The sequence below is a fragment of the Mesorhizobium sp. BH1-1-4 genome, assembly GCF_020165665.1.
GTDB lineage: Bacteria > Pseudomonadota > Alphaproteobacteria > Rhizobiales > Rhizobiaceae > Mesorhizobium.
The window spans coordinates 37,810-57,712 of the sequence record NZ_JAIUIN010000016.1; the positions used below are offsets into that span (position 1 = coordinate 37,810).

20 protein-coding genes are annotated in these 19,903 nt (G+C 63.2%); 8 read left to right on the forward strand and 12 right to left on the reverse strand.

What is annotated here, in order from left to right:
• Positions 1–15 precede the first annotated feature (15 nt).
• The 7 genes from LB569_RS22830 (at position 16) to LB569_RS22860 (ending at position 8,362) form a co-directional block, all read left to right on the forward strand.
• Positions 16–1,248 carry a hypothetical protein gene (locus LB569_RS22830; protein WP_224694190.1) on the forward strand — a complete coding sequence of 411 codons (1,233 nt, stop codon included), beginning with the start codon at positions 16–18 and terminating at the stop codon, positions 1,246–1,248.
• Complete coding sequence (locus tag LB569_RS22835; protein ID WP_224535340.1) at positions 1,245–2,003, forward strand: FkbM family methyltransferase; 759 nt, start codon at positions 1,245–1,247, stop codon at positions 2,001–2,003. Before LB569_RS22830 ends, LB569_RS22835 begins: the two co-directional genes overlap by 4 nt.
• A gap of 150 nt (positions 2,004–2,153) precedes the next feature.
• Positions 2,154–4,715, forward strand: a complete 2,562-nt coding sequence (locus LB569_RS22840; RefSeq protein WP_224694191.1) for an FAD-dependent oxidoreductase — start codon at positions 2,154–2,156, stop codon at positions 4,713–4,715.
• Positions 4,716–4,808: 93 nt separating this feature from the next.
• On the forward strand, positions 4,809–5,657 hold the full coding sequence (locus tag LB569_RS22845) for a DUF1194 domain-containing protein (protein ID WP_224694192.1): 849 nt from the start codon (positions 4,809–4,811) through the stop codon (positions 5,655–5,657).
• A gap of 118 nt (positions 5,658–5,775) precedes the next feature.
• Positions 5,776–6,726 (forward strand): ABC transporter substrate-binding protein, encoded by a 951-nt coding sequence (locus tag LB569_RS22850; RefSeq protein ID WP_224694193.1) that lies wholly within the window; start codon positions 5,776–5,778, stop codon positions 6,724–6,726.
• Positions 6,727–6,794: 68 nt separating this feature from the next.
• Positions 6,795–7,568 (forward strand): ABC transporter permease, encoded by a 774-nt coding sequence (locus tag LB569_RS22855; RefSeq protein WP_140701718.1) that lies wholly within the window; start codon positions 6,795–6,797, stop codon positions 7,566–7,568.
• Positions 7,565–8,362 (forward strand): ABC transporter ATP-binding protein, encoded by a 798-nt coding sequence (locus LB569_RS22860; RefSeq protein WP_224694194.1) that lies wholly within the window; start codon positions 7,565–7,567, stop codon positions 8,360–8,362. Before LB569_RS22855 ends, LB569_RS22860 begins: the two co-directional genes overlap by 4 nt.
• A 16-nt stretch (positions 8,363–8,378) precedes the next feature.
• On the opposite strand, the gene LB569_RS22865 is transcribed toward LB569_RS22860, so the two are convergent.
• The 3 genes from LB569_RS22865 to LB569_RS22870 form a co-directional block, all read right to left on the reverse strand.
• A complete protein-coding gene (locus tag LB569_RS22865) occupies positions 8,379–9,317 on the reverse strand; it encodes a GlxA family transcriptional regulator (RefSeq protein WP_411970246.1) in 939 nt (312 codons plus the stop codon).
• A 334-nt stretch (positions 9,318–9,651) separates the two neighbouring features.
• Positions 9,652–9,786, reverse strand: coding sequence for a hypothetical protein (locus LB569_RS31860; protein ID WP_013894968.1), 135 nt, complete (start codon positions 9,784–9,786; stop codon positions 9,652–9,654).
• A 350-nt stretch (positions 9,787–10,136) separates the two neighbouring features.
• Positions 10,137–10,322, reverse strand: a complete 186-nt coding sequence (locus LB569_RS22870) for a hypothetical protein (RefSeq protein WP_224694195.1) — start codon at positions 10,320–10,322, stop codon at positions 10,137–10,139.
• 218 nt (positions 10,323–10,540) lie between these two features.
• Between LB569_RS22870 and LB569_RS22875 the strand changes: the two genes are divergently transcribed.
• Positions 10,541–11,440: a LysR substrate-binding domain-containing protein gene (locus tag LB569_RS22875; RefSeq protein WP_224694196.1), complete on the forward strand. Its 900-nt coding sequence runs from the start codon at positions 10,541–10,543 to the stop codon at positions 11,438–11,440.
• On the opposite strand, the gene LB569_RS22880 is transcribed toward LB569_RS22875, so the two are convergent.
• From LB569_RS22880 to LB569_RS22920, 9 genes are all read right to left on the reverse strand, one after another.
• The gene (locus LB569_RS22880) at positions 11,441–12,421 is read right to left on the reverse strand and encodes an alpha/beta hydrolase fold domain-containing protein (RefSeq protein ID WP_224694197.1); all 981 of its coding nucleotides are present in this window, start codon (positions 12,419–12,421) and stop codon (positions 11,441–11,443) included.
• A gap of 232 nt (positions 12,422–12,653) precedes the next feature.
• Positions 12,654–12,839: a hypothetical protein gene (locus tag LB569_RS22885; protein WP_224694198.1), complete on the reverse strand. Its 186-nt coding sequence runs from the start codon at positions 12,837–12,839 to the stop codon at positions 12,654–12,656.
• A gap of 178 nt (positions 12,840–13,017) precedes the next feature.
• On the reverse strand, positions 13,018–15,168 hold the full coding sequence (locus LB569_RS22890; RefSeq protein ID WP_224694199.1) for an ASKHA domain-containing protein: 2,151 nt from the start codon (positions 15,166–15,168) through the stop codon (positions 13,018–13,020).
• Positions 15,119–16,090, reverse strand: coding sequence for a methyltetrahydrofolate cobalamin methyltransferase (locus LB569_RS22895; RefSeq protein WP_224694200.1), 972 nt, complete (start codon positions 16,088–16,090; stop codon positions 15,119–15,121). Before LB569_RS22895 ends, LB569_RS22890 begins: the two co-directional genes overlap by 50 nt.
• A gap of 80 nt (positions 16,091–16,170) precedes the next feature.
• A complete protein-coding gene (locus tag LB569_RS22900) occupies positions 16,171–17,262 on the reverse strand; it encodes a methylenetetrahydrofolate reductase (protein WP_140701712.1) in 1,092 nt (363 codons plus the stop codon).
• Positions 17,259–17,855, reverse strand: coding sequence for a methylenetetrahydrofolate reductase C-terminal domain-containing protein (locus LB569_RS22905; RefSeq protein WP_140701711.1), 597 nt, complete (start codon positions 17,853–17,855; stop codon positions 17,259–17,261). Before LB569_RS22905 ends, LB569_RS22900 begins: the two co-directional genes overlap by 4 nt.
• Positions 17,848–18,150, reverse strand: coding sequence for a virulence factor (locus LB569_RS22910; RefSeq protein WP_224694201.1), 303 nt, complete (start codon positions 18,148–18,150; stop codon positions 17,848–17,850). Before LB569_RS22910 ends, LB569_RS22905 begins: the two co-directional genes overlap by 8 nt.
• A gap of 203 nt (positions 18,151–18,353) precedes the next feature.
• Entirely contained in the window at positions 18,354–19,136 is a 783-nt protein-coding gene (locus tag LB569_RS22915; RefSeq protein WP_224694202.1) for a formyl transferase, read from the reverse strand.
• 103 nt (positions 19,137–19,239) lie between these two features.
• Positions 19,240–19,815, reverse strand: coding sequence for a DUF4893 domain-containing protein (locus LB569_RS22920; RefSeq protein WP_224694203.1), 576 nt, complete (start codon positions 19,813–19,815; stop codon positions 19,240–19,242).
• Positions 19,816–19,903: the final 88 nt, after the last annotated feature.

Consider the following 19,903-nt stretch of genomic DNA (forward strand, 5'->3'; position numbering starts at 1 on the left):
TTGCGGAACACTGTCATGCTGACCAAGTCGCCCGCTCCGCAAAATCCACTCGACCGGCTCGTCGAGACCGGTCTGGCGTGGGGCGAGGGGACCTATGCGCGGCTGGCGGCTCCGATCGGCGCGGCGGCCTTCGCGCTCTATATCCTTTTGACGGCGTTCACGGCCTGGGTGATGCCCGACGCCAACTGGGACATGCTGCCCTATCTCGCCATATCGGAGGAGGGCACCTACCCCAATGCCCAGGCGCTGCATGACTATGCCTACGACACCGTCAAATCGGGTGTCTCGGCCGGCGATTACAAGGCGCTGACCGACGATGGCGGCGGCTTCCGCAGCCATATGGCTGAGAATGCGGCCGACTTCCATTCGCTGCTCGGCATGTACCGGATCAAGTTTCTCTACGCCGAGATCCTGTCGACGCTAAGCGCGGTGATGGCGCCGGTCGCGGCGATGCGCCTGGTGCAGGTGTTCTCGGTGCTCCTGTTTGGTGCCATCACATTGCTCTGGCTGCGCGGGGAAAAGGCCTTGGCCTTGGCGCCAGTGATCGGCGCGGTTCTGATCATGGCCGATTTCGGCGACGCCGCGCGCGCTTCGACACCGGACCTGCTCACGTCAGCTCTCTTGCTGGGTGGTCTCTATGCCTATGTCCGAGGCCGCGAAGCGGCAACGGCCATCCTGCTCTTCCTGGCCTTCATGGTGCGGCCGGACAATATTGTTTTCCTTGCGATTTTCGCGATATTGCTGGTCGCCTTCCGGCAGAAGGCCTGGGGCGCGCTGGCCGGTTTCGCCGCGTCTTTCGTCGCGTATTTCGCCATTTCGCACTGGGCTCATCATCCTGGCTGGTGGCCACATCTGTGGTTCTCCAGCATCGAGCAACACTACGACATGGATGGGTTCGAGCCGGCGTTTTCGCTTATCGCCTATCTCAAGGCGTTCGCCGCATCGCTGCTGCGCGCCGTCAACCTGAACAGCTGGGTCGGGGTTTCGGTGCTGGCGCTGGCCGGCTTGTACGCGGCCGGCCGCGCCGGCTTCCGCCTCGACGGCCGCGCCGGCATCCTGTTCGCGGCGCTGGTGCTCGGCGCGCTGGCGAAATTCACCGTCTTCCCGATCCACGATACGCGCATCTATTTCCCGCATCTGATTCCGCCATTCCTGCTGCTGGCACCACCCTTCATGGCGTTGTGGGCAGCGGTCACCCGCAGCCAGCACCGCGCCGCCTTGCACGTCCTATCAGGAGACAAATCATGAGTTCGGTTTCCAATCTGGCGCGCATTGCCCTGTCGCTTGGCCTTCCAGCCGGCTTGCTCGATCGCGGGCCGTCGCTGCGCGGCACCAAGTTCCTGGCCAAGGCGGCGCTTAAGGCACGCTTCGGCGGCGGCGGCCGGCCATTCCAGATGGTCAATGTCGGCGCCTGCGATGGCGCGCTGTTCGATGACGTGACGCCCTGGCTGCACCGCATTCCAAAAGCCCGCGCCATGCTGGTCGAGCCGATCCCCTACAATCAGAAGCGGCTGCGCGCCAACTATCCCGATACCGGGCGTTTCATCATCGAGCCGGTGGCGGTGACGAAAACCAGGGGTACGATCACCGTCCATACTTTCGATGCCGCGGCGCTGGAGGCCGGCACGCTGCCGATCGAATTCATTGGCTGCTCATCGGTGACCGACACCAATTTGATGTCCGGCAAGAATGCCTGGGGCGAGGCCGACGCCAACTTCAACAAGTTCGCGCCGCATCTGAAAGACATCGAGGTGCCGTCGGAGACGTTGCAGACATTGCTTGACCGCAACGGCATCAGCCACATCGACGCCTTCCTCGTCGATTGCGAAGGCGCCGACTGGATCGTCTTCGAACAGCTCGACCTGAAGCGTTACCGTCCCGGCATGATCAAGGTCGAGGTCGGCGCTTTGCCAGCGGCAGAAATCGGCCAGGTCGTTGTCAAGCTGAAGACGGCGGGCTACCAGGTCGGTTTCCAGGCCGAGGATGTCTGGGCGTTCGCCTGACAGGCAGCCGTTTTCCCTGATTTATGACGGGTCGCGCCGCACCTGCGGCGTGTCGCAAACAGGCGGTAGCGCCGTGCCCGCCGCCTGCATATTGTGCGCCGATCAAACGGGCGCCGACGCCGCCCGCAACAGCACTTGGAGTCGCGGGCAATGGCAGAGTTTCCGAAAAAGGCGAAGGTCGTCATCATTGGCCTCGGCGGCATCGTGGGCGCGTCGATCGCCCATCATCTGATCGAACGCGGCTGGACCGACATTGTCGGCATCGACAAGTCGGGCATCCCGACCGATATCGGCTCGACCGCGCATGCGTCGGACTTCTGCTACACCACCAGCCACGATTTCCTGTCCTGCTGGACCACGCTCTACTCCATCGATTTCTACGAGAAGATGGGCCATTACGCGCGTGTCGGCGGCCTCGAGGTCGCCCGCGTCGGCGACGACGGGCGCATGGACGAGATCAAGCGCAAGATCGCTTCGGCCAAGGCCTTCGGCACCCGCGCGCGCCTGATCGAGCCCGCCGAGATCAAGGAAAAATTCCCGCTCATCGAAGAGGATCTGGTGCAGGGCGGCCTCTGGGATCCGGACGCCGGCCTCGTCATCCCGCGATCGCAGACGGTTGCCGGCAAGCTGATCGATCAGGCGGAAGCCTCGGGCAAGCTCAAATCCTTCGCCAACACGCCTGCGAAGTCGCTTGTCGCCAAGGACGGCCGCATCAGCGCCGTGGTGACCGACCGCGGCACGATCGAGGCCGATTACGTCATTGTCTGCGCCGGCATCTGGGGCCGGCTGATCGCCGAGATGGTCGGCGAGGACCTGCCGGTCATGCCGATCGACCATCCGTTGACATTCTTCGGCCCGTACACCGAGTTCGCCGGCACCGGCAAGGAGATCGGCTGGCCGCTGCTGCGCGACCAGGGCAACTCGGCCTATATGCGCGACACCGGCGACCCCAAGACCGCCGAGGGCGGCCAGATCGAGTGGGGCTATTACGAAGAGACCAATCCGCGTCTCTGCCACCCGCGCGATCTCCTTGAGAAGGACCAGGCGCGGCTGTCGCCGTCGCAGCGCGATCTCGACATGGAGCAGATCCTGGCACCACTCGAACGCGCCATGGAGCTGACGCCGATCCTGGGCGAACTCGGCTACAATGAAGGCCATTCCTTCAACGGCTTGCTGCAGGTGACCGCCGATGGCGGGCCGTCGATGGGCGAGAGCCAGAAGGTGAGGGGTCTCTGGTACGCCGTCGCCATCTGGGTCAAGGACGGCCCTGGCATGGGCAAGCTGATCGCCGACTGGATGACCGACGGCCGCACCGCGATCGACCACCACGCAATCGATTATGCGCGTTTCTATTCGCACCAGACCAAGGAACAGTTCATCTGGGATCGCTGCACCGAAACGGCGATGAAGGTCTACAATCCGGCGGTGCATCCGCGCGAACCTTTCTCCAAGGGCCGCAACATCAGGCGCTCGCCCTTCTGGGAGCGCGAGAAGGAACTCGGCGGCTATTTCATGGAACTCGGCGGCTGGGAGCGCGCCCACGGCTACGCCGCCAACGAGCATCTGCTCGAGAAGTACGGCAACCGGGTACCGGTGCGCGAGAACGAGTGGGACAACCGCCATTTCTGGCGGGTGTCCAATGCCGAGCATCTGGCGATGAGCGAGGATTGCGGCATCGTCAACCTCTCGCATTTCTCGATGTATGACATCGAGGGACCCGACCACGTCGCGCTGCTGGAATGGCTGTGCGCGGCCAAGATCGGCGGCGACAACAATATCGGCAAGGGCATCTACACCCACTTCCTCGACGAGGAAGGCATGGTGCGCGCCGACTTCACCGTGATCCGCATGGCCGATCGCTGCCGGCTGATCGACGGCGCCGACGCCGGGCCGCGCGACTTCCGCTACATGCAGCGCACCGCGCAGGACAAAGGGTTCGACGTCACCATCACCGATGTGACCGAGAAATACGTTACCATCGGCATCTGGGGTCCGAATGCCCGCACCACCTTGCAGAAGGTGGTCGAGAACCCGGATGGACTTTCGCCGGAGAATTTTCCATTCGCGGCTATCAAGCCGGTCCGCATCGGCGGCAAGGATGTCACCGCCTTCCGTATCTCCTATGTCGGCGAGCAGGGCTGGGAGCTGCATATGCGCTACGAGGATGGCCTGGCCGTCTGGGACGCGCTGCGCTCAACCGGCGTCATGCCCTTCGGCGTCGAGACCTACGCCAACACGCGCCGCATGGAGAAGAGCCTGCGGCTGCAGAATGCCGACCTGTTGACCGAGTACAATCTGCTGGAAGCCGATCTTGCCCGGCCGAAGGTCAAGGAGAATGATTTCTGCGGCAAGGCCAAGCATGTCGAATACCGCGAACGCGCAAATCAGCCGGCCATGCTGTGCACGCTGGTGATGACCGAGAATACGGATTCCAAGGGTGTTGCCCGTTATCCCGTCGGCATCATGCCGGTGATCGACCCCGAGAGCGGAGAAACGCTGGTCGACGAGCTCGGACGCCGTTCCTTCACCACATCGGTCGCCTATGGCCCCACGATCGGCAAGAACATCGCGCTCGCCTATCTGCCCTGGGCCTATGCGCAGGAGGGCCGCAAGCTCAATGTCGAGTATTTCGGCGAGACCTATCCGGTTGAAGTCGCCGGTGTCGGCTACAAGCCGCTCTACGATCCGGAGAATCTGAAGCCGCGGAGCTGATTTGCCGGAGGAGTAATGGACTGATCGCAAAAGCCTGATTTGGAGCCGGGCTTTTGTCTTTTTAACCGGGCTGTTTTCGCTTACCCTTGCGGAATGTCTGCTTTCCCCCGCGCAAGACATCTGCTTTCCGGCTGCGCTGCCCTGGCGCTGACGCTCTGGCTGGTGCCGGAATCCCGCGCGGACGAGCCGGTCGACGTCGAGCTGGTGCTGGCGGTCGACGTTTCGCTGTCGATGTCGCCGGACGAGCTCGAGATCCAGCGTCACGGCTACGCGGCAGCGCTGACGCATGACAATGTGCTGCAGGCGATCGCCGACGGCGCCTATGGCAAGATCGCCGTCACCTATGTCGAATGGGCTGGCACCAGCTGGCAACGCGTCATCGTGCCGTGGACGATGATCGCGACGCGGGCCGACGCGGAGCGGGTGGTGGCGCAATTGTCGGCCCAGCCACCCAACAGCGCGCGGCGCACCTCGATCTCCGGCGCGCTGGAGTTCGGCAGCGACCTTTTCGCCGAAAGCGGCTACCAGGGAACCAAGCGCGTCATCGACATTTCGGGCGACGGGCCAAACAACCAGGGCGCGCCGGTCAATCTCACCCGCGACGCGGTGGTCAGGCAAGGCATCGTCATCAACGGCCTGCCGCTGATGACGCGAGGCGGTTTTTCCGGCGTCTATGATGTCAACGATCTCGACCGCTACTACAGCGACTGCGTTATCGGTGGCGCCGGCGCCTTCATGATCCCGGTCAACGACTGGACGCAATTTCCCGAGGCCATCCGCCGCAAGCTGGTGCTGGAGCTTGCCGGCCCGGCGTCACCGCTATGGGCGGCGGAGGAGGCGAATCATCCACCAGTGGTGCTGGCGCAGGACAAGCCGGCCACCGACTGCGAGATCGGCGAGAAAATGTGGCGCAACCGCAACTGGATGCCCGACAGCCGCTAGAGCAATTCCAAACCAGGTTACCGCGTGCTGCCGGTGTCGCCGAACACGTTCCTGTTGATTGACAAGCCGATTAGCGTCTGTGAACAATTTGCCCCAGAGAAACAAAAGGGGAACCGACATGAACAGGATCGCCGTCCTTGCCGCGACATTGACACTTGCCGCCGGTCTGTCCGCGCCGGCCATGGCCGCCACATCACTCACCATCGGCATCAGCGGCTGGACCGGCTTCGCGCCGCTGACGCTTGCCAAGCAGGCGGGGCTGTTCGAGAAGCATGGCCTCGACGTAACCTTGAAGAAGGTGCCGCAGGCCAGTCGTCCGCTCGCCATAGCCAGCGGCGACTTGCAATGCGCCGCCACCACGGTCGAGACATGGCTGGTCTGGAACGCCAGCGGGGTGACCACCAAGCAGATTTTCCAGCTCGACAAATCCTATGGCGCCGACGGCATCGTGGTGCGCAACGACATCAAGACCGTCGCCGATCTCAAGGGCAAGAACGTGGCGTCCTCCGCCCCGGGAACGTCGCCCTATTTCATGCTGGCCTGGGTGCTGAACAAGAACGGCATGTCGACCAAGGACGTGACGGTCGTCAATCTCGAGCCCGACGCGGCGGCGCAAGCCTTCCTCGCCGGCCAGAACGATGCGGCGGTCACCTACGAGCCCTTCATCTCGGCCGTGCGCGACAAGGCCGACCAGGGCCATATCCTGGCGACCACGCTCGACTATCCCATGGTTCTCGACACGGTCGGCTGCACGCCCGAATTCCTCAAGGCCAATCCCGACGCCGCCAAGGCGCTGGCCGACAGCTATTTCGACGCGCTCGACCTGATCAAGAAGGATCCGCAGAAATCCTACGAGATCATGGGCGCCGACGTGAAGCAGTCGGCCAAGGAATTCGAGGATTCGGCGAAGTATCTGAAATGGGCCGACAAGGCCGAGAACAAGACGTTCTTCACCAAGGAGTTCCAGGACTTTTCCAAGACCGCCGGCGAGTTGCTGCTGCAGATGGGTCTGATCAAGGAGGCGCCCGACGTCGCCACGCTGGCCGACATCAGCGCCGTGGCGAATTGACGGTTCAACCCTTGGACACTTTGCGGTGGCGCCGAGCGCCGCCGCCTTGCCGCTGACAAAGGACGAAGATGCGCCCCTTGCATCCTGTCTCCCCGGGCCTGCGAACCGTGCTCGGCATTTCCTTCTTCGTGCTGTTCGTGGCCTTCTGGGCCTGGATCACGCTTGGCGGCCACGTCAACCGCATCTTCCTCGCCGATCCGCTGTCGATGCTGCGGGATGGCTGGCGGCTGCTGGTCGAGGATCGTTTCTGGCTCGACATACTGATCACCATCTGGCGGGTCTTCGGCGGCTTCGTGCTGGCCTCGGTCGTCGCGGTGCCGCTCGGCATCGCCATGGGCGCCTGGAAGCCGGTGGAAGCCTTTCTGGAGCCGTTCGTCTCCTTTGCCCGCTATCTCCCGGCGTCGGCCTTCATTCCGCTGCTCATCCTGTGGGCGGGTATCGGCGAACTGGAGAAGCTGCTGGTCATTTTCGTCGGCTCGGTGTTCCAGATCATCCTGATCGTCGCGGTCAAGGTCGGGTCGACGCGGCGTGACCTTGTCGAGGCCGCCTATACGCTGGGCTCGACCAACAATGGCATCGTCAGACGGGTGATCATGCCGGCCAACGCGCCCGAGATCGCCGAGACGCTGCGGCTGGTGCTCGGCTGGGCCTGGACCTACGTCATCGTCGCCGAACTGATCGGCTCGTCGTCGGGCATCGGCTACATGATCATCAACAGCCAATCGCGGCTGGCGACCGGGCAGATCATCTTCGGCATCATCGTCATCGGTCTGATCGGGCTGCTCTCCGACTTCGCTTTCAAGGCCTTCAACCGCTGGCTCTTTCCGTGGAGCCTGGCGTGAGCAAGCTCCTCATCGAGGGCGTCTCGCGAACCTTCGCCGGCGTGCGGGGCGGAGAGCCCGTCAGGGCGCTGATGCCGATCGACCTGGCGGTCGCCGCCAACGACTTCATCACCATCCTGGGGCCGTCGGGTTGCGGAAAGTCGACGCTGCTGAGGATCGTCGCCGGTCTGGAGGCGCCAAGCGAAGGCCGCGTGCTGCTCGACGGCAAGGCGGTGACGAGGCCCGGGCCGGACCGCGGCATGGTCTTCCAGTCCTACACGCTGTTTCCCTGGCTGACAGTGGCGGAAAACATCGCCTTCGGCCTGCGCGAACGCGGCACGGCCGAGAAGGAGCGGGACGGCATCGTCGCGTCCTATGTCGACCTCGTCGGGCTGAAAGGGTTCGAGAACCATTGGCCGAAGCAGCTTTCCGGCGGCATGCAGCAGCGCACCGCGATCGCCCGCGCCTTGGCCAACGATCCGGAGATCCTGTTGCTGGATGAGCCGTTCGGGGCGCTGGACAACCAGACGCGCGGACTGATGCAGGAGTTGCTGCTCGGCATCTGGGAAAGGCGCAAGAAGACGGTGCTGTTCGTCACCCACGACATTGAGGAAGCGATCTTCATGGCCTCGCGCGTGATCGTGATGACGGCGAGGCCCGGCCGCATCAAGTCGGATGTCGCCATCCACCTGCCGCATCCGCGCCATTACACGTTGAAGACCAGTCCCGAATTCTCGGCGCTGAAGGCGCGGCTGACCGAGGACATCCGTGTCGAGGCGATGCGGACGGCGCAAGTGCAGCCGGCCGAGGGTTGATCAGGACCCTGTCCGATCAGGCCGCCAGCAGCTGCTTGCGGTCGACGCGTTCCTGCTGCGGCGAGCGGGCATAGAGCTCGCGGTAGCATTTGGAGAAATGCGAGGCCGAGACGAAGCCGCAGGCGACCGCTACCTCGACCACCGGCATCGACGACTGGATCAAGAGATGCCGTGCGCGGTCGAGGCGGATTTCCAGATAGTAGCGGGCCGGCGAGCGTCCCATCTCGGTGCGGAACAGGCGCTCGATCTGGCGGCGCGACAGGTCGACATGGTCGGCGATCTCGATCAGCGACAGCGGCTCGGAGAGATTGGCCTCCATCAGCTCGATGATGGTCAGCACTTTGGAGTTTTGCACGCCGAGCCGGGCGCGCAGCGGCAGGCGCTGGCGGTCGGTCGGGCTGCGCACGCGGTCGGTCAGCACCTGCTCGCAGACCCGGTTGACGAGGCTCTCGTCGAAATCGTCGCCAATCAGCTTCAGCATCATGTCGAGCGCGGCGGTGCCGCCGGCGCAGGTGTAGATGTTCTGGTCGATCTCGAACAGGTCGGCAAAGACATTGGCTTTCGGGAAGGCCTCGGAAAAGCCCGGCAGGTTTTCCCAATGGATGGCGCAGCGCTTGTTCGACAACAGCCCGGCAGCGGCGAGGATATGCGCACCCGTGCACAGGCCACCGACCGCGACGCCGCGATTGTATTCCTCACGCAGCCAGGCAAAGGCCGACTTGTTCTGGTAGCGCTCGACATTGATGCCGCTGCAGACGATGGCCATGTTGGGGCGATCCGGCCCCGCCATCTTCTTGCGTTCCTCCTCCAGCGAGGTGTTGACGGCGCATTCGACGCCGTTGGAGGCGCGCACCGGCTTGCCGTCAATGCTGGCAAGGCGCCAGCGATAGGCCTCATAGCCGAGCATCCGATTGGCGGAGCGTAGCGGGTCGAGCGCGGTCGCAAAAGCGATCATGGTAAAGTCGGGAACAAGGAAGAACACAAACGATCGCTTGATCGGATGCTTGACGGCGTTCACGGGGAACCTCATCTGGCCATGACGCGAACAGGATGTCGCGAATAGCATAGCGACATCAGGAAAAACCATGCTTGTCAATTGGCTACGCTGGCTGAGCGGGATTATATTTGCGACATGGGTCGCAAATGGGCAATTGCTGTGCGCGATGCCCCGGGAAGCAGCGCCAACTGTTCAGGCGGCGGGCAAAAGGCAACAAAAACGCCGCCTTGGCCGGAGCCAGGCGGCGCTACAGTCTTAAGCAGCGGCAGGGACGCGCTGCCTCGAAAAATGGTCAGGCGACGAAGCCAAGACGGGCCGCTGCCATCGCGCCGGTCTGGCCGGGCATGGTGTTGGCGAGGCGCTGGCGCTCGAGAGCGGTCGTCAGGTTCATTTCGCGGCGGGCGAAGAGGCGGGCAAAAAGCTTCATGATCATCTCCAATCGGTTGCTCAGACGGGTCGCCTTCGCTTGATGGAGTGGGGCAGCTCGTTTGCTGACGGTGATATAGGCTTGTGTGAGCGGAAACTAAATCGCAAAAGCGAAGTGCTTGATATGAAAAGCGACACCGAATGCGACAAATTTGGGCAGGGTATAGCTGTTGTGCCCAGTATTTACGAATATTTTCAGCTAGTTAGCTTCAAAAACGAGCTGCTATGCGGCTTGCTCATATGCGCCATGCAGCGGCAGCATGGCTCCTGAATTCGTTTGAATACAAATAAAGTAGAGAAGGCCTGCCGGGCGGTTTGCGCGGCAGGCCTTCAGCACGGGGTACACACGATCTACTTTGCTCCAGCCCAGGATCCGACGCCATTGCGAATGCCGGCCTTGGTGTCGGAAGCTTCCGGCCAGCCGATATCCTTCTGCAGCTCGATCGGCAGGGAACGGATGGCGCGTTCGGTCTGGTAGCGGGCGCGGGCCGCGTTGAATTCGGTCGCGATGCGGCCGAGGGACGAGAGGATAGACATATCGATCTCCTTTGCTGCGGCGCGGGAGGCGCCGGCAATGCGTTACGTCAGGTCTGTTACAGCTTCATTTCACGTCGAATGCAGGTCCGCGTCATGGTCGTTTGGTGACCGCTTTGGCAGCATGCTGCTTCGATGGAGTTGACTATGCTCCTGATCTGATGTTCAATCAAACGAAATGGAATGATGCTTTGTATCAGAAAAATTGAAGGCTAATCGCCATGAACGCCCCGCTTAATCATCCGCTGCCGCTGCTCGACCTCGACGTTTTGCGCACCTTCGTGGCGATTGCCGAGACCGGCAGTTTCACCACGGCGGCCAATGCGGTGTTCCGCACGCCGTCGGCTGTCTCCATGCAGATCAAGAAGTTGGAGGACATTCTCGGCCGCTCGGTGTTCGCGCGCGACGCGCGTTCGGTGACGCTGACCACGGACGGCGAAATGCTGCTCGGCTATGCCCGCCGGCTTTTGTCGATCAACCGCGAGGTGGTGTCGAAGTTCATCATTCCCGACATTGTCGGCGTGGTGCGGCTGGGGTCGCCGGACGACTATGGCGAGCGTGTGCTGCCGCATGTGCTGAAGCGCTTCGCGCAGTCGCATCCCTCGATCGCCGTCGACGTCACCATCGACCAGAGCAGCAATCTGCGCCGCCGCATGGATGACCGCGCGCTCGACATCACGCTATTGACGAACTCCTACAAGACCAGCGCGCTCGGCGCCGAGGTGCTTTTGACCGAACCGATCGTGTGGGCCGGCGCCAAGGGCGGCTGCGCGCATCTGCGCGAACCGCTGCCGGTGTCATTGTGGGAAGAGGGCTGCGCCTGGCGGGCCGGTGCGCTCGAGGCATTGGGCCGCGAGGGCCGCAACTACCGCGTCGCCTATATGAGCGCGCATACGGCCGGCCAGCGCGCCGCCATCATGGCCGACCTCGCGGTGGCGCCGCTGCCGCGATCGTTCCTCGGCAACGAAATGGTCGAACTCTGCCCGAAGGACGGTATGCCCGATATCGGTACCTACAATCTGGCCATGGTGGTGGCGCCGGACGCCAGCGCGCCGGTCAAGGCCGTCGCCGACCATATCCGCGCGACCTTCGAAGTGTTCCGAGAAACCGGCAAGTTCTGATTATCCGGGATACCCGGACTGGAGGCGCTGCTCCGCGGCCTCCGCGGAGGGCGCCTTGAACCTTGCCGCCGTGCCTTGGACGATCGGCGAAGGGCTCTCGCTAAGGAAAGCAACGATGTGTTGGCGCGCGCGCCGCGCTTCAGGCATGTCGATCAGCGGCCAGACGTGGAACATGCCTTCCTCGTAAACCAGCTCCACCTCGACACCGGCGGCGCGGGCTTTTTGCGCGAAGATCAGATTGTCGGGCGTGAGAAGCTCGCGGGAGCCCGTCAGGAGCAATGTCTTCGGCAACACCGACAGATCGCCATAGACCGGGCTGATGCGCCAATCTGTCGGATCCATGCCGGCACTATAGAGCCGGATAGCCTCCCGCCCGCCGGCGATGCCCAACCATGGATCGTTTCGCTCCGCCTCGAACACTTCGGGGTTTGCGAGCGAGACGTCGAGTCCGGGTGAAATCAGCACATGGCGCGACGGTAGGGGCAGGCCCTCTTCCGCCGCCATCATGGTCAGTACCACGGCCATGTTGCCACCCGCGGAATCGCCCATGAAGATGATCTCTTCCGCCTCCGTCTCCTCGATCATCTGGCGATAGACATTGCCGACCATGCCGAACATGGCGTGGAAATCGTGTTCCGGGGCGATGGGATAGATCGGCACGGTGATGCCGTAGCCCAGCCGGTCGGCCATATCGGCGATCAGATACCAATGATAGGGCGTGATCTCGAAGACATAGGCGCCGCCATGCAGATAGAGAATCCGCTTGTGCTCTCCGGCCTTGGGAGCGATTTCGTAGACCGGAAAACCGTCCACGCTGCGCGTCTGGATGTCGTAACGCTGCTGCAGCGCGGCCGGTGGATGGTGATCTTCCGTCTTGCGCGCGGCCGCGATCCAGCGCCGCAGGTTTTCCGGGCTGGAAAAGGCCTGCTTGCGGCTGTGCCTGAGCACGAAGGATACGACGTGGCTTTTCAAACTTGGCATGCGGATACACGAACTTCGGCGGCAGCCGACTAAGAGAATTCCCCCTCCAAGCGAAGATCGTGCCTTGGCCGAAAATGTCAAGATTTACGCTGTGCCCACACGCTGGTGTGATCCGCGCGCTGTCGTCGGCGCCGCGGCAAAAGTGCCGCGCGCAATCGGTTGCTGGTGGCCACCGGGGATGTGCGCGATCCCCGGCGGATGCCGAGCAATTTGCATTTGTCGGCGAACGTCATCAGCGCGTCGTACCCAGAAGCAGCGAGGCGAGCGTCACCTGCGGATCGTTCGGCGGCGATGCCGGCCAGCCGATATCCTTCTGGACATGCGCCGGCAAGCTGTTCAGCGCGCTGATCGCCTTGTTCCTGGCATGGGCCTGCCTGATGGTCACACCGAAGCGGCCGAGATTTTCGAACATCGACATTTTCATCTCCCTTGAAGAACGGCGGTGGCCAAGGACTATCCTCGGTCGCCGTTCGATGCGGGGTAAATGCGCCTGCCATGTATCGGATGGATTTCGCGAAAACAGCGTTTCGGTTTCCTGATCGGTTCGATCCGGAAACATTTGCATACAAATGAAATCGAGGGAGGGGCCGGCGGGCCTATTCCCGCCCGCGTCTTGCCGCGTGGCCTTCGCGCGAGCGCCGGCGTGGGGTGGCGTCTCCGGCGACGCCATCCTCGCTGACCGTCTTGCGTGGCGGCAGCTTCACCGCCGCCGACAGTTTCGGGAACGGATCGACCTTGTTGGGCAGCGCCATGGCGTAGACGAAATGCTCCTGGAATTTCGGCTCCAGCGCGGTCTCGATCTTTTCGATCTGGCTCACCGTCTCCTCGATCTCACGCCGATAGCCGCGGTTGAGCAGCGCCATGCGGGCACCGGCGCCGGCAGCGTTGCCGACGGCCGAGACCTTGTCGAGGTCGCAATCGGGGATCAGGCCCAGCACCATGGCGTATTTCGGATCGATGAAGGAGCCGAAGGCGCCGGCGAAATGGATGCGGTCGACATGCTCGGTGTTCTGCTTTTCCATCAACAGCTTGGTACCGGCGTAGAGCGCCGCCTTGGCGAGCTGGATGGCGCGCACGTCGGTCTGGGTGATGGTGATCTTGGGCCCATCTTCCTGCAGTGAGTCGGAGCCTTCCTTCAGCACATAGGAGAAGGTGCGGCCGTTGGCGACGACGCGCGGCGAGCGCAGGGCGAGCGAACCGTCGACGACACCATCCTCGGAGATGATGCCGGCGAGATACATTTCAGCGACGATCTCGATGATGCCGGAACCGCAAATGCCGGTGACGCCGGTCGCCCGCACGCTGTCGAGGAAACCGGGTTCGTCTGACCACAGTTCCGAGCCGATGACGCGGTATTTCGGCTCCAGCGTCTCGGGATCGATGCGCACGCGCTCGATGGCGCCGGGCGCGGCGCGCTGGCCGCCGGAGATTTCGGCGCCCTCGAAGGCCGGGCCTGTGGGCGAGGAGGCCGCGACGACCCGTGTACGATTGCCGAGCACGATTTCGGCATTGGTGCCGACGTCGACGATCAACATCATCTCGTCCTGGCGGTGCGGGCCTTCCGACAGCGTGACCGCCGCCGCGTCCGCGCCGACATGGCCGGCGATGCAAGGCAGCATGTAGAGGCGCGCGCCCTGGTTGAGCTTGAGGCCGATGTCGGAGGCCTTGATGCGAACGGCGCCCGAGACGGCAAGCGCGAAGGGGGCTCCGCCGAGCTCGGTCGGATCGATACCGAGGAACAGGTGATGCATGATCGGATTGCCGACGAAGACGCTGTCCAGGATGTCATTGCGCTGGACGTTGCCTTCGGCGCAGACCTTGTCGACCAGGCTGGAGATCGCCTCGCGCACGGCAACCGTCATGCCTTCGCGGCCGTCCGGGTTCATCATCACATAGGAGACGCGGCTCATCAGATCCTCGCCGAAGCGGATCTGCGGGTTCGACGTGCCGGACGAAGCCGCGACACGGCCCGACAGCAGCGAAACCAGATGCATGGCGATGGTGGTCGAGCCGATGTCGCAAGCCAGACCATAGGCCTCGTTCTTGAGACCCGGCCACAGCGCGATGACGCGCGCTATGTCGCTGTCGGCATCCTTGTGGATGGCGGCGGTCGCGGTCCAGTTGCCCTTGCGCAATATGCCCTGCACCTGCGGCAGCAGGTAGAAGTCGAATTCGAGGTTTTTAAAGCCCCAATCCTTCATCAGCGCGATCTTGAGCCGATCGAGGTCGCCGAGCGGTTTGTGCATGTCGGGCTCTTCGATCTCGACATAGCACATGCGGATCGCCGTATCGCGGGCGATCACCCTGGTGTCGGCATCCTTGCGGATGGTCTGCGCGTTGATGACCGTATCCTGCGGCACGTCGATGACGAGATCGCCGAGGATCTGCGCCGAGCAGGAGAGGCGGCGCCGTTCGGGCAAGCCGCGCACGCGCTCGTAGCGCTCTTCCTTGGGCCCCTTGGGCGAGATGTGGTCGTTTGAGGAGGTGATCTTGTGCTTGGCGAAATTGCCTTCCTGCACCTCGATCTGGCAGCGCCCGCACGTGGCACGCCCGCCGCACACGCTTTCGACATAGACGCCGAGCTGGCGCGCGGCGTCGAGCACCGGCGTGCCGACAGGAAACCGCCCGCGCTTGCCCGACGGCATGAACAGCACGAGCGGATCGGTGATGTTGGTATGCGAATTCACGATTGCGCGCTTATCCCCTTGCCATGCGGGCTTCACGGCCGCCACGACGGCGACCGCCATTGCCGCCTTCGCCTGGTGCATTGACCGCCGTCGGTGCGGCGACCGCCTGGCCGCCTTCGGCCGGCTTGTAATCCTTATAGGTGCGAATCCAGTTGGTGCAATTCTCGTCGGTGCCGTTCAGAACGTTGGCGCCGCGCACGGCTTCCATTTCCTGTGGGCGCACGGGGTTCATGATCGCCGAGGTCATGCCGGCGCCGATCACCATCGGGATGAAGGCGGCGTTGATGCCGTGGCGGTGCGGCAGGCCGAAGGAGATGTTGGACAGGCCGCACGTGGTGTTGACCTTGAGTTCTTCGCGGAGCCGCCGCAACAGCGCGAACACCTGGCGGCCGGCATCGCCGAGCGCACCGATCGGCATGACCAGCGGGTCGACGACGACGTCGTGCGCCGGAATGCCGAAATCGGCGCAGCGCTGGACGATCTTCTTGGCGACGGCGAAGCGCACGTCCGGGTCCATCGAGATGCCGGTCTCGTCGTTGGAGATGGCGACGACAGGCACGTTGTATTTCTTGACCAGCGGCAGGATGGCCTCGAGTTTTTCCTCCTCGCCGGTGACGGAGTTGACCAGCGGGCGGCCCTTGGCAACCTTCAGCGCGGCCTCGATCGCGGCGGTGACGGACGAGTCGATCGACAGCGGCAGGTCGACCAGGCCCTGCACGATCTCCAGCGTCTGCACCAAAAGGCCAGGTTCGGTTTCGTTCGGGTTGACCGAAGTGACGCCGGCATTGACGTCGAGCATGGTCGCGCCGCAGGCGGCCTGTTCCAGCGCGTCCTTGATGACGGTCTCGAAATTGCCGACCACCATCTCGGCGGCGAGCTTCTTGCGCCCCGTCGGGTTGATGCGTTCGCCGATCACGCAGAAGGGCTGGTCGAAGCCGATGATGATTTCTCGTGTCGCCGAGGCGACGATGGTCCGGGTCATGAAATCTCTCCGTCGTGATATAAAGAGTTCTTTATATCGTTATCTCTTGTCGATCAAGCGAATGGTGACCGTCGGCGCCTTCAATGCGCGGTCTTCACCATGTCCACCTGGGTTTCGGTAATCTCGTCGTGCAGGATGCGGTCGAGCCGGTCGGCGACCATCTGGTCGTCGCGGCGGATTTCCCGCTTCCATGGCTGGCGGCCCTTCAGCACGCCCGATTCATCGACGATCTCGGCGACATATTCCTCCTGGCGGTAGGCCATCACATGGATGCCCGAAACACCGGGGATTTCCTTCACCTCGTTGATGATGTCGGTGCAGAGCTGCTTGCCTTCCTTCTTCTGGTCCTGAGCGCCTTCCAGCCGCTTGATCACCGCGTCGGGGATGTGAATGCCCGGCACGTTGGAGCGGATCCATTTTGCCGTCTTGGCCGACGCCAGGGGGCCGACGCCGCACAGGATGAACACCTTTTCGGTGTGACCGAGATCACGGGCCTTCTGCATGAAGGTCCTGAACATCGGCACGTCGAAGCAATACTGCGTCTGCACGAACTGCGCGCCGGCGGCGATCTTCTTGCCGAGATGGATCGGGCGGAAGTCGAAAGGCGGCGCGAATGGATTGACGGCCGCACCCAGGAAAACCTGCGGCGGCGTCGTCAGCTTGCGTCCGGACAGGAACTTGCCGTTGTCGCGCATGATGCGGACGGTTTCGAGCAGCGACATGGAATCGAGATCGAATACCGGCTTGGCACCGGGCTGGTCGCCGGCCTGCACGCCGTCGCCCGTCAGGCACAGCATGTTGGCGACGCCCATGGCGGCACCCCCCAGCACATCGCCCTGGATGGCGATGCGGTTCTTGTCGCGGCAGGCGATCTGCATGATCGGCGCATAGCCCATGCGGGTCAGAAGGGCGCAGATACCGACCGAAGACATATGGCAATTGGCGCCGGACGCATCGACCGCGTTGATCGCGTCGACCCAGCCGTCGAAAATCTTGGCCCTGTTGTAGACGTCTTCCGGATCGGCGCTGTCGGGCGGGTTGAGTTCGGTGGTGACGGCGAATTCGCCGCGCCGCAGCACGCGCTCCAGCCGGCCGCGCGAAGAATGGCCGGGCAGGGGATCGAGCGGCAGGTGAATGCCGGCCGGATTCTCGTCACGCTGAGGGCCGGTCACGCGGCGGCTCCGGATTTTGGCGCGTCAGCGGCCTCGCGGGCTGCCGCCGCCTGCGCGGTGACGCGCAGCCAGGCCGAGGTTTCGCGCAGCGACTGGTCGACCGGCTTCTGCACGGTGAGGATCCTGTCGGAATTGACCATGTTCTGCGAGCCTTCCCAGGCCTTGACCCAGACACAGGGCATATTGGGCTCGACCTCGCAATTGCCGTTGGCGCGCACGCCGCCGCAAGGGCCGTTGCGCAATTGCTTGGGGCAGTTCATCGGGCACGACATGCCGGTCGAGGACAGGATGCACTGGCCGCACATGCGGCAGTCGAACATGAAGCCTTTTACGCGCTTCTCGACGAATTTGACCGGGGCCTCGACGCGGCCATAGCCGATGCCCTTCCACAAGGGATGCAGCAGCAGGAACGTGTCGGCGAAGCGGGCATAGAACCATTCGAGCAGGCGCGAGTGCCGGATCGACCACAGCCGCACGGCAAACGAGCGCTGCACGCGCCGCTGCGGCGACACGTCGGCCGGCTTGTAATCGGATTTCGGCGCTGCCTTCTTGACCAACGTGGCCTGTGTAACCGCCGGGTTCTCGTCAGACATTTTCTTTTCCGCCCGCCTTGACCAGAGCGGCCAGCCGCTCGCGGTCGTACTTCGCGTCGAGCTCGTTGAAGGCCTTTTCGACCTCGGCTTCGAGATCGTCACCGACCGGAACCGGATCGGCCTTGCGCCATTCGGCGAGATAGTCGTCGGTGCCGCCGGCGCCGGTGCGCATGGCGCACATGTCGATCGCCTCGGTGAAGCGCAACGGCAGTTCGCGCTTGGCGTTTTGCCGGCCTTTCCTGACGATGACCTGGGCAGGAATGTCGCGCCAGTAGACGACGATAAGATCGGCCATGAATTCTCGCTCCTCGATATTCCGAGCATTGCCGCAAGCGTCGTAAGGCTGCTTGTTATGGGACGACGCGCGCGCATTCAAAAGCGACGCATTTGGATGTCGTAAAATGAAAGGTGGGTTTATTCGTTTGCGACCGATGTCGCGACGGGGTCAATGCAGCGGTAATGGCGGCGGAGTTTGCGCTGCTTCCGACGCTGGATGCGCTACCAGATGCCGGTTCTCAGCCCTGTCCAGACATAGAACCAGATCGTTGGGTGGTACCATTGTTTCGTTGGCAGCCCTGGATCGAACGTTGCGAGTTTTCCGGCCAGCACATCGCTGACCGCCTCGACGCAGATGTCGCGCGAAAACGCCGCCTGGCGCAGCGCATAGCTAGAGATGGTGTCGCCTTGTTTCGGCTCGCCGCGCACCTGCTTCAGCACGCCGCCGGTGTCGACGCCCGCATCGACCAGATGGACGGTGGTGCCGAAATTTTCGGGATCGCCCGACGTCAACGCCCAATAGCCGCCATTCATGCCGCGATATTTCGGCGTGATGCCCGCATGATAGTTGAGCACCGGACATGGCATTTTGGCCAGCATCTCCCTGGAAATCAGCCGGCAGCCATTCAACAGCACGACGCCGGGCTTGATCGTCTCGATCGCCCGCAAACATTCCGGCCCGTCGGCGGACGCCACATGGACGATGACCTGGCCTTGCCGTGGCTCCGTTTCAAGCTTCTCCTCGGCAATCAACCGGGCGGCATGTTTGACATTAAGCCGTTTGCCAAGCCTGCTCAGCACCATCGTGCCGAGCTGGCCCATGGCGGAAATCCAGCCCTGGCGCCGGGCGCGGCCGCGCAGCAATTGTTTTTTGGATTCAGGAACTTCCAGGATGACGCTGACGGGGCCGACGCGGTCTGCGAGGTCGTTGATCATGGCCCAGACATGCGCGCCGCCGCCGGTGACGACGACAATCGGTCGCGGATTGGATTCCGACGCTGCCATTGATCTTGCCATGCTCCATGGACTGGCTGACGTGGCCGGACCCTAGGGCAGGCGGGTTAATCCTTGGTATGCCGGAAGCCTTACCGGGGCATGAAGACCCCGCTCAGCGCTTGAATTCCATGATGTCGAGCTTCGATTCGTAATAGGGCGCGGGGAATTCGATGCGCCATTCCTTGGCGCTGTTGCGGAAGGCATAACCGACCTGGTCGGTTTGCGGGCCGCTGCCATAGGGCTTTGCCCGGTCGTCGTTGACGGAGCCGGTGCCAAGATAGATCGAGCGCTTGTCGCCGTCGTCGAAGAAGCGGCCCTGGGTGCGCTGCGAACCGCTGATCTTTTCCAGCCGCCAGCCGGAGCCATCATCGGTGACCCTGCATTTGAACCAGCCATAGATGACGAGCGGGCTCAGTCCGCCGACCTTGATCGTGCGGCACCGCCAGTTGCCGGTGAGATCCTTGTCGGAAAAGGCAACCAGCGGCTTGGCCAGCAGCGCGTCGAGCTGCTTGACCTCGGCGGGGTCGCCGGCCTTCGCCTCGGCGAGTGCGGCCTTGCGGGTCTCTCCATATTTGTCCAGCCGCGCCTTGTCGGCGGCGGTGATCAGTTTCTGCACCTGACCGTCGGCAAGGGCGGGCAAGGTGCAGCAGAGCAGGCCGACAACGGCAAGCAAGGGGCGGAGGTTCATCGAAGGATTCCCTGTTTTTGTCTGCAACGGCGGCCGCTGCCGTCTGGTGCATAACTTACCGGGTCGCTGGCGCCTGTCATCCGTGCTT

Bases quoted from the DNA above. Each gene is read 5' to 3' on its own strand.
- LB569_RS22840 (WP_224694191.1), top strand. From the start codon at position 2,154: ATGGCAGAGTTTCCGAAAAAGGCGAAGGTCGTCATCATTGGCCTCGGC.
- LB569_RS22865 (WP_411970246.1), bottom strand. From the start codon at position 9,317: ATGATCGCTTTTGCGACCGCGCTCGACCCGCTACGCTCCGCCAATCGG.
- LB569_RS22895 (WP_224694200.1), bottom strand. From the start codon at position 16,090: ATGACCCGGACCATCGTCGCCTCGGCGACACGAGAAATCATCATCGGC.
- LB569_RS22885 (WP_224694198.1), bottom strand. From the start codon at position 12,839: ATGTCGATGTTCGAAAATCTCGGCCGCTTCGGTGTGACCATCAGGCAG.
- LB569_RS22920 (WP_224694203.1), bottom strand. From the start codon at position 19,815: ATGAACCTCCGCCCCTTGCTTGCCGTTGTCGGCCTGCTCTGCTGCACC.
- LB569_RS22910 (WP_224694201.1), bottom strand. From the start codon at position 18,150: ATGGCCGATCTTATCGTCGTCTACTGGCGCGACATTCCTGCCCAGGTC.
- LB569_RS22855 (WP_140701718.1), top strand. From the start codon at position 6,795: ATGCGCCCCTTGCATCCTGTCTCCCCGGGCCTGCGAACCGTGCTCGGC.
- LB569_RS22830 (WP_224694190.1), top strand. From the start codon at position 16: ATGCTGACCAAGTCGCCCGCTCCGCAAAATCCACTCGACCGGCTCGTC.
- LB569_RS22850 (WP_224694193.1), top strand. From the start codon at position 5,776: ATGAACAGGATCGCCGTCCTTGCCGCGACATTGACACTTGCCGCCGGT.
- LB569_RS31860 (WP_013894968.1), bottom strand. From the start codon at position 9,786: ATGAAGCTTTTTGCCCGCCTCTTCGCCCGCCGCGAAATGAACCTGACG.
- LB569_RS22845 (WP_224694192.1), top strand. From the start codon at position 4,809: ATGTCTGCTTTCCCCCGCGCAAGACATCTGCTTTCCGGCTGCGCTGCC.
- LB569_RS22875 (WP_224694196.1), top strand. From the start codon at position 10,541: ATGAACGCCCCGCTTAATCATCCGCTGCCGCTGCTCGACCTCGACGTT.
- LB569_RS22890 (WP_224694199.1), bottom strand. From the start codon at position 15,168: ATGGCGGTCGCCGTCGTGGCGGCCGTGAAGCCCGCATGGCAAGGGGAT.
- LB569_RS22835 (WP_224535340.1), top strand. From the start codon at position 1,245: ATGAGTTCGGTTTCCAATCTGGCGCGCATTGCCCTGTCGCTTGGCCTT.
- LB569_RS22915 (WP_224694202.1), bottom strand. From the start codon at position 19,136: ATGGCAGCGTCGGAATCCAATCCGCGACCGATTGTCGTCGTCACCGGC.
- LB569_RS22905 (WP_140701711.1), bottom strand. From the start codon at position 17,855: ATGTCTGACGAGAACCCGGCGGTTACACAGGCCACGTTGGTCAAGAAG.
- LB569_RS22870 (WP_224694195.1), bottom strand. From the start codon at position 10,322: ATGTCTATCCTCTCGTCCCTCGGCCGCATCGCGACCGAATTCAACGCG.
- LB569_RS22880 (WP_224694197.1), bottom strand. From the start codon at position 12,421: ATGCCAAGTTTGAAAAGCCACGTCGTATCCTTCGTGCTCAGGCACAGC.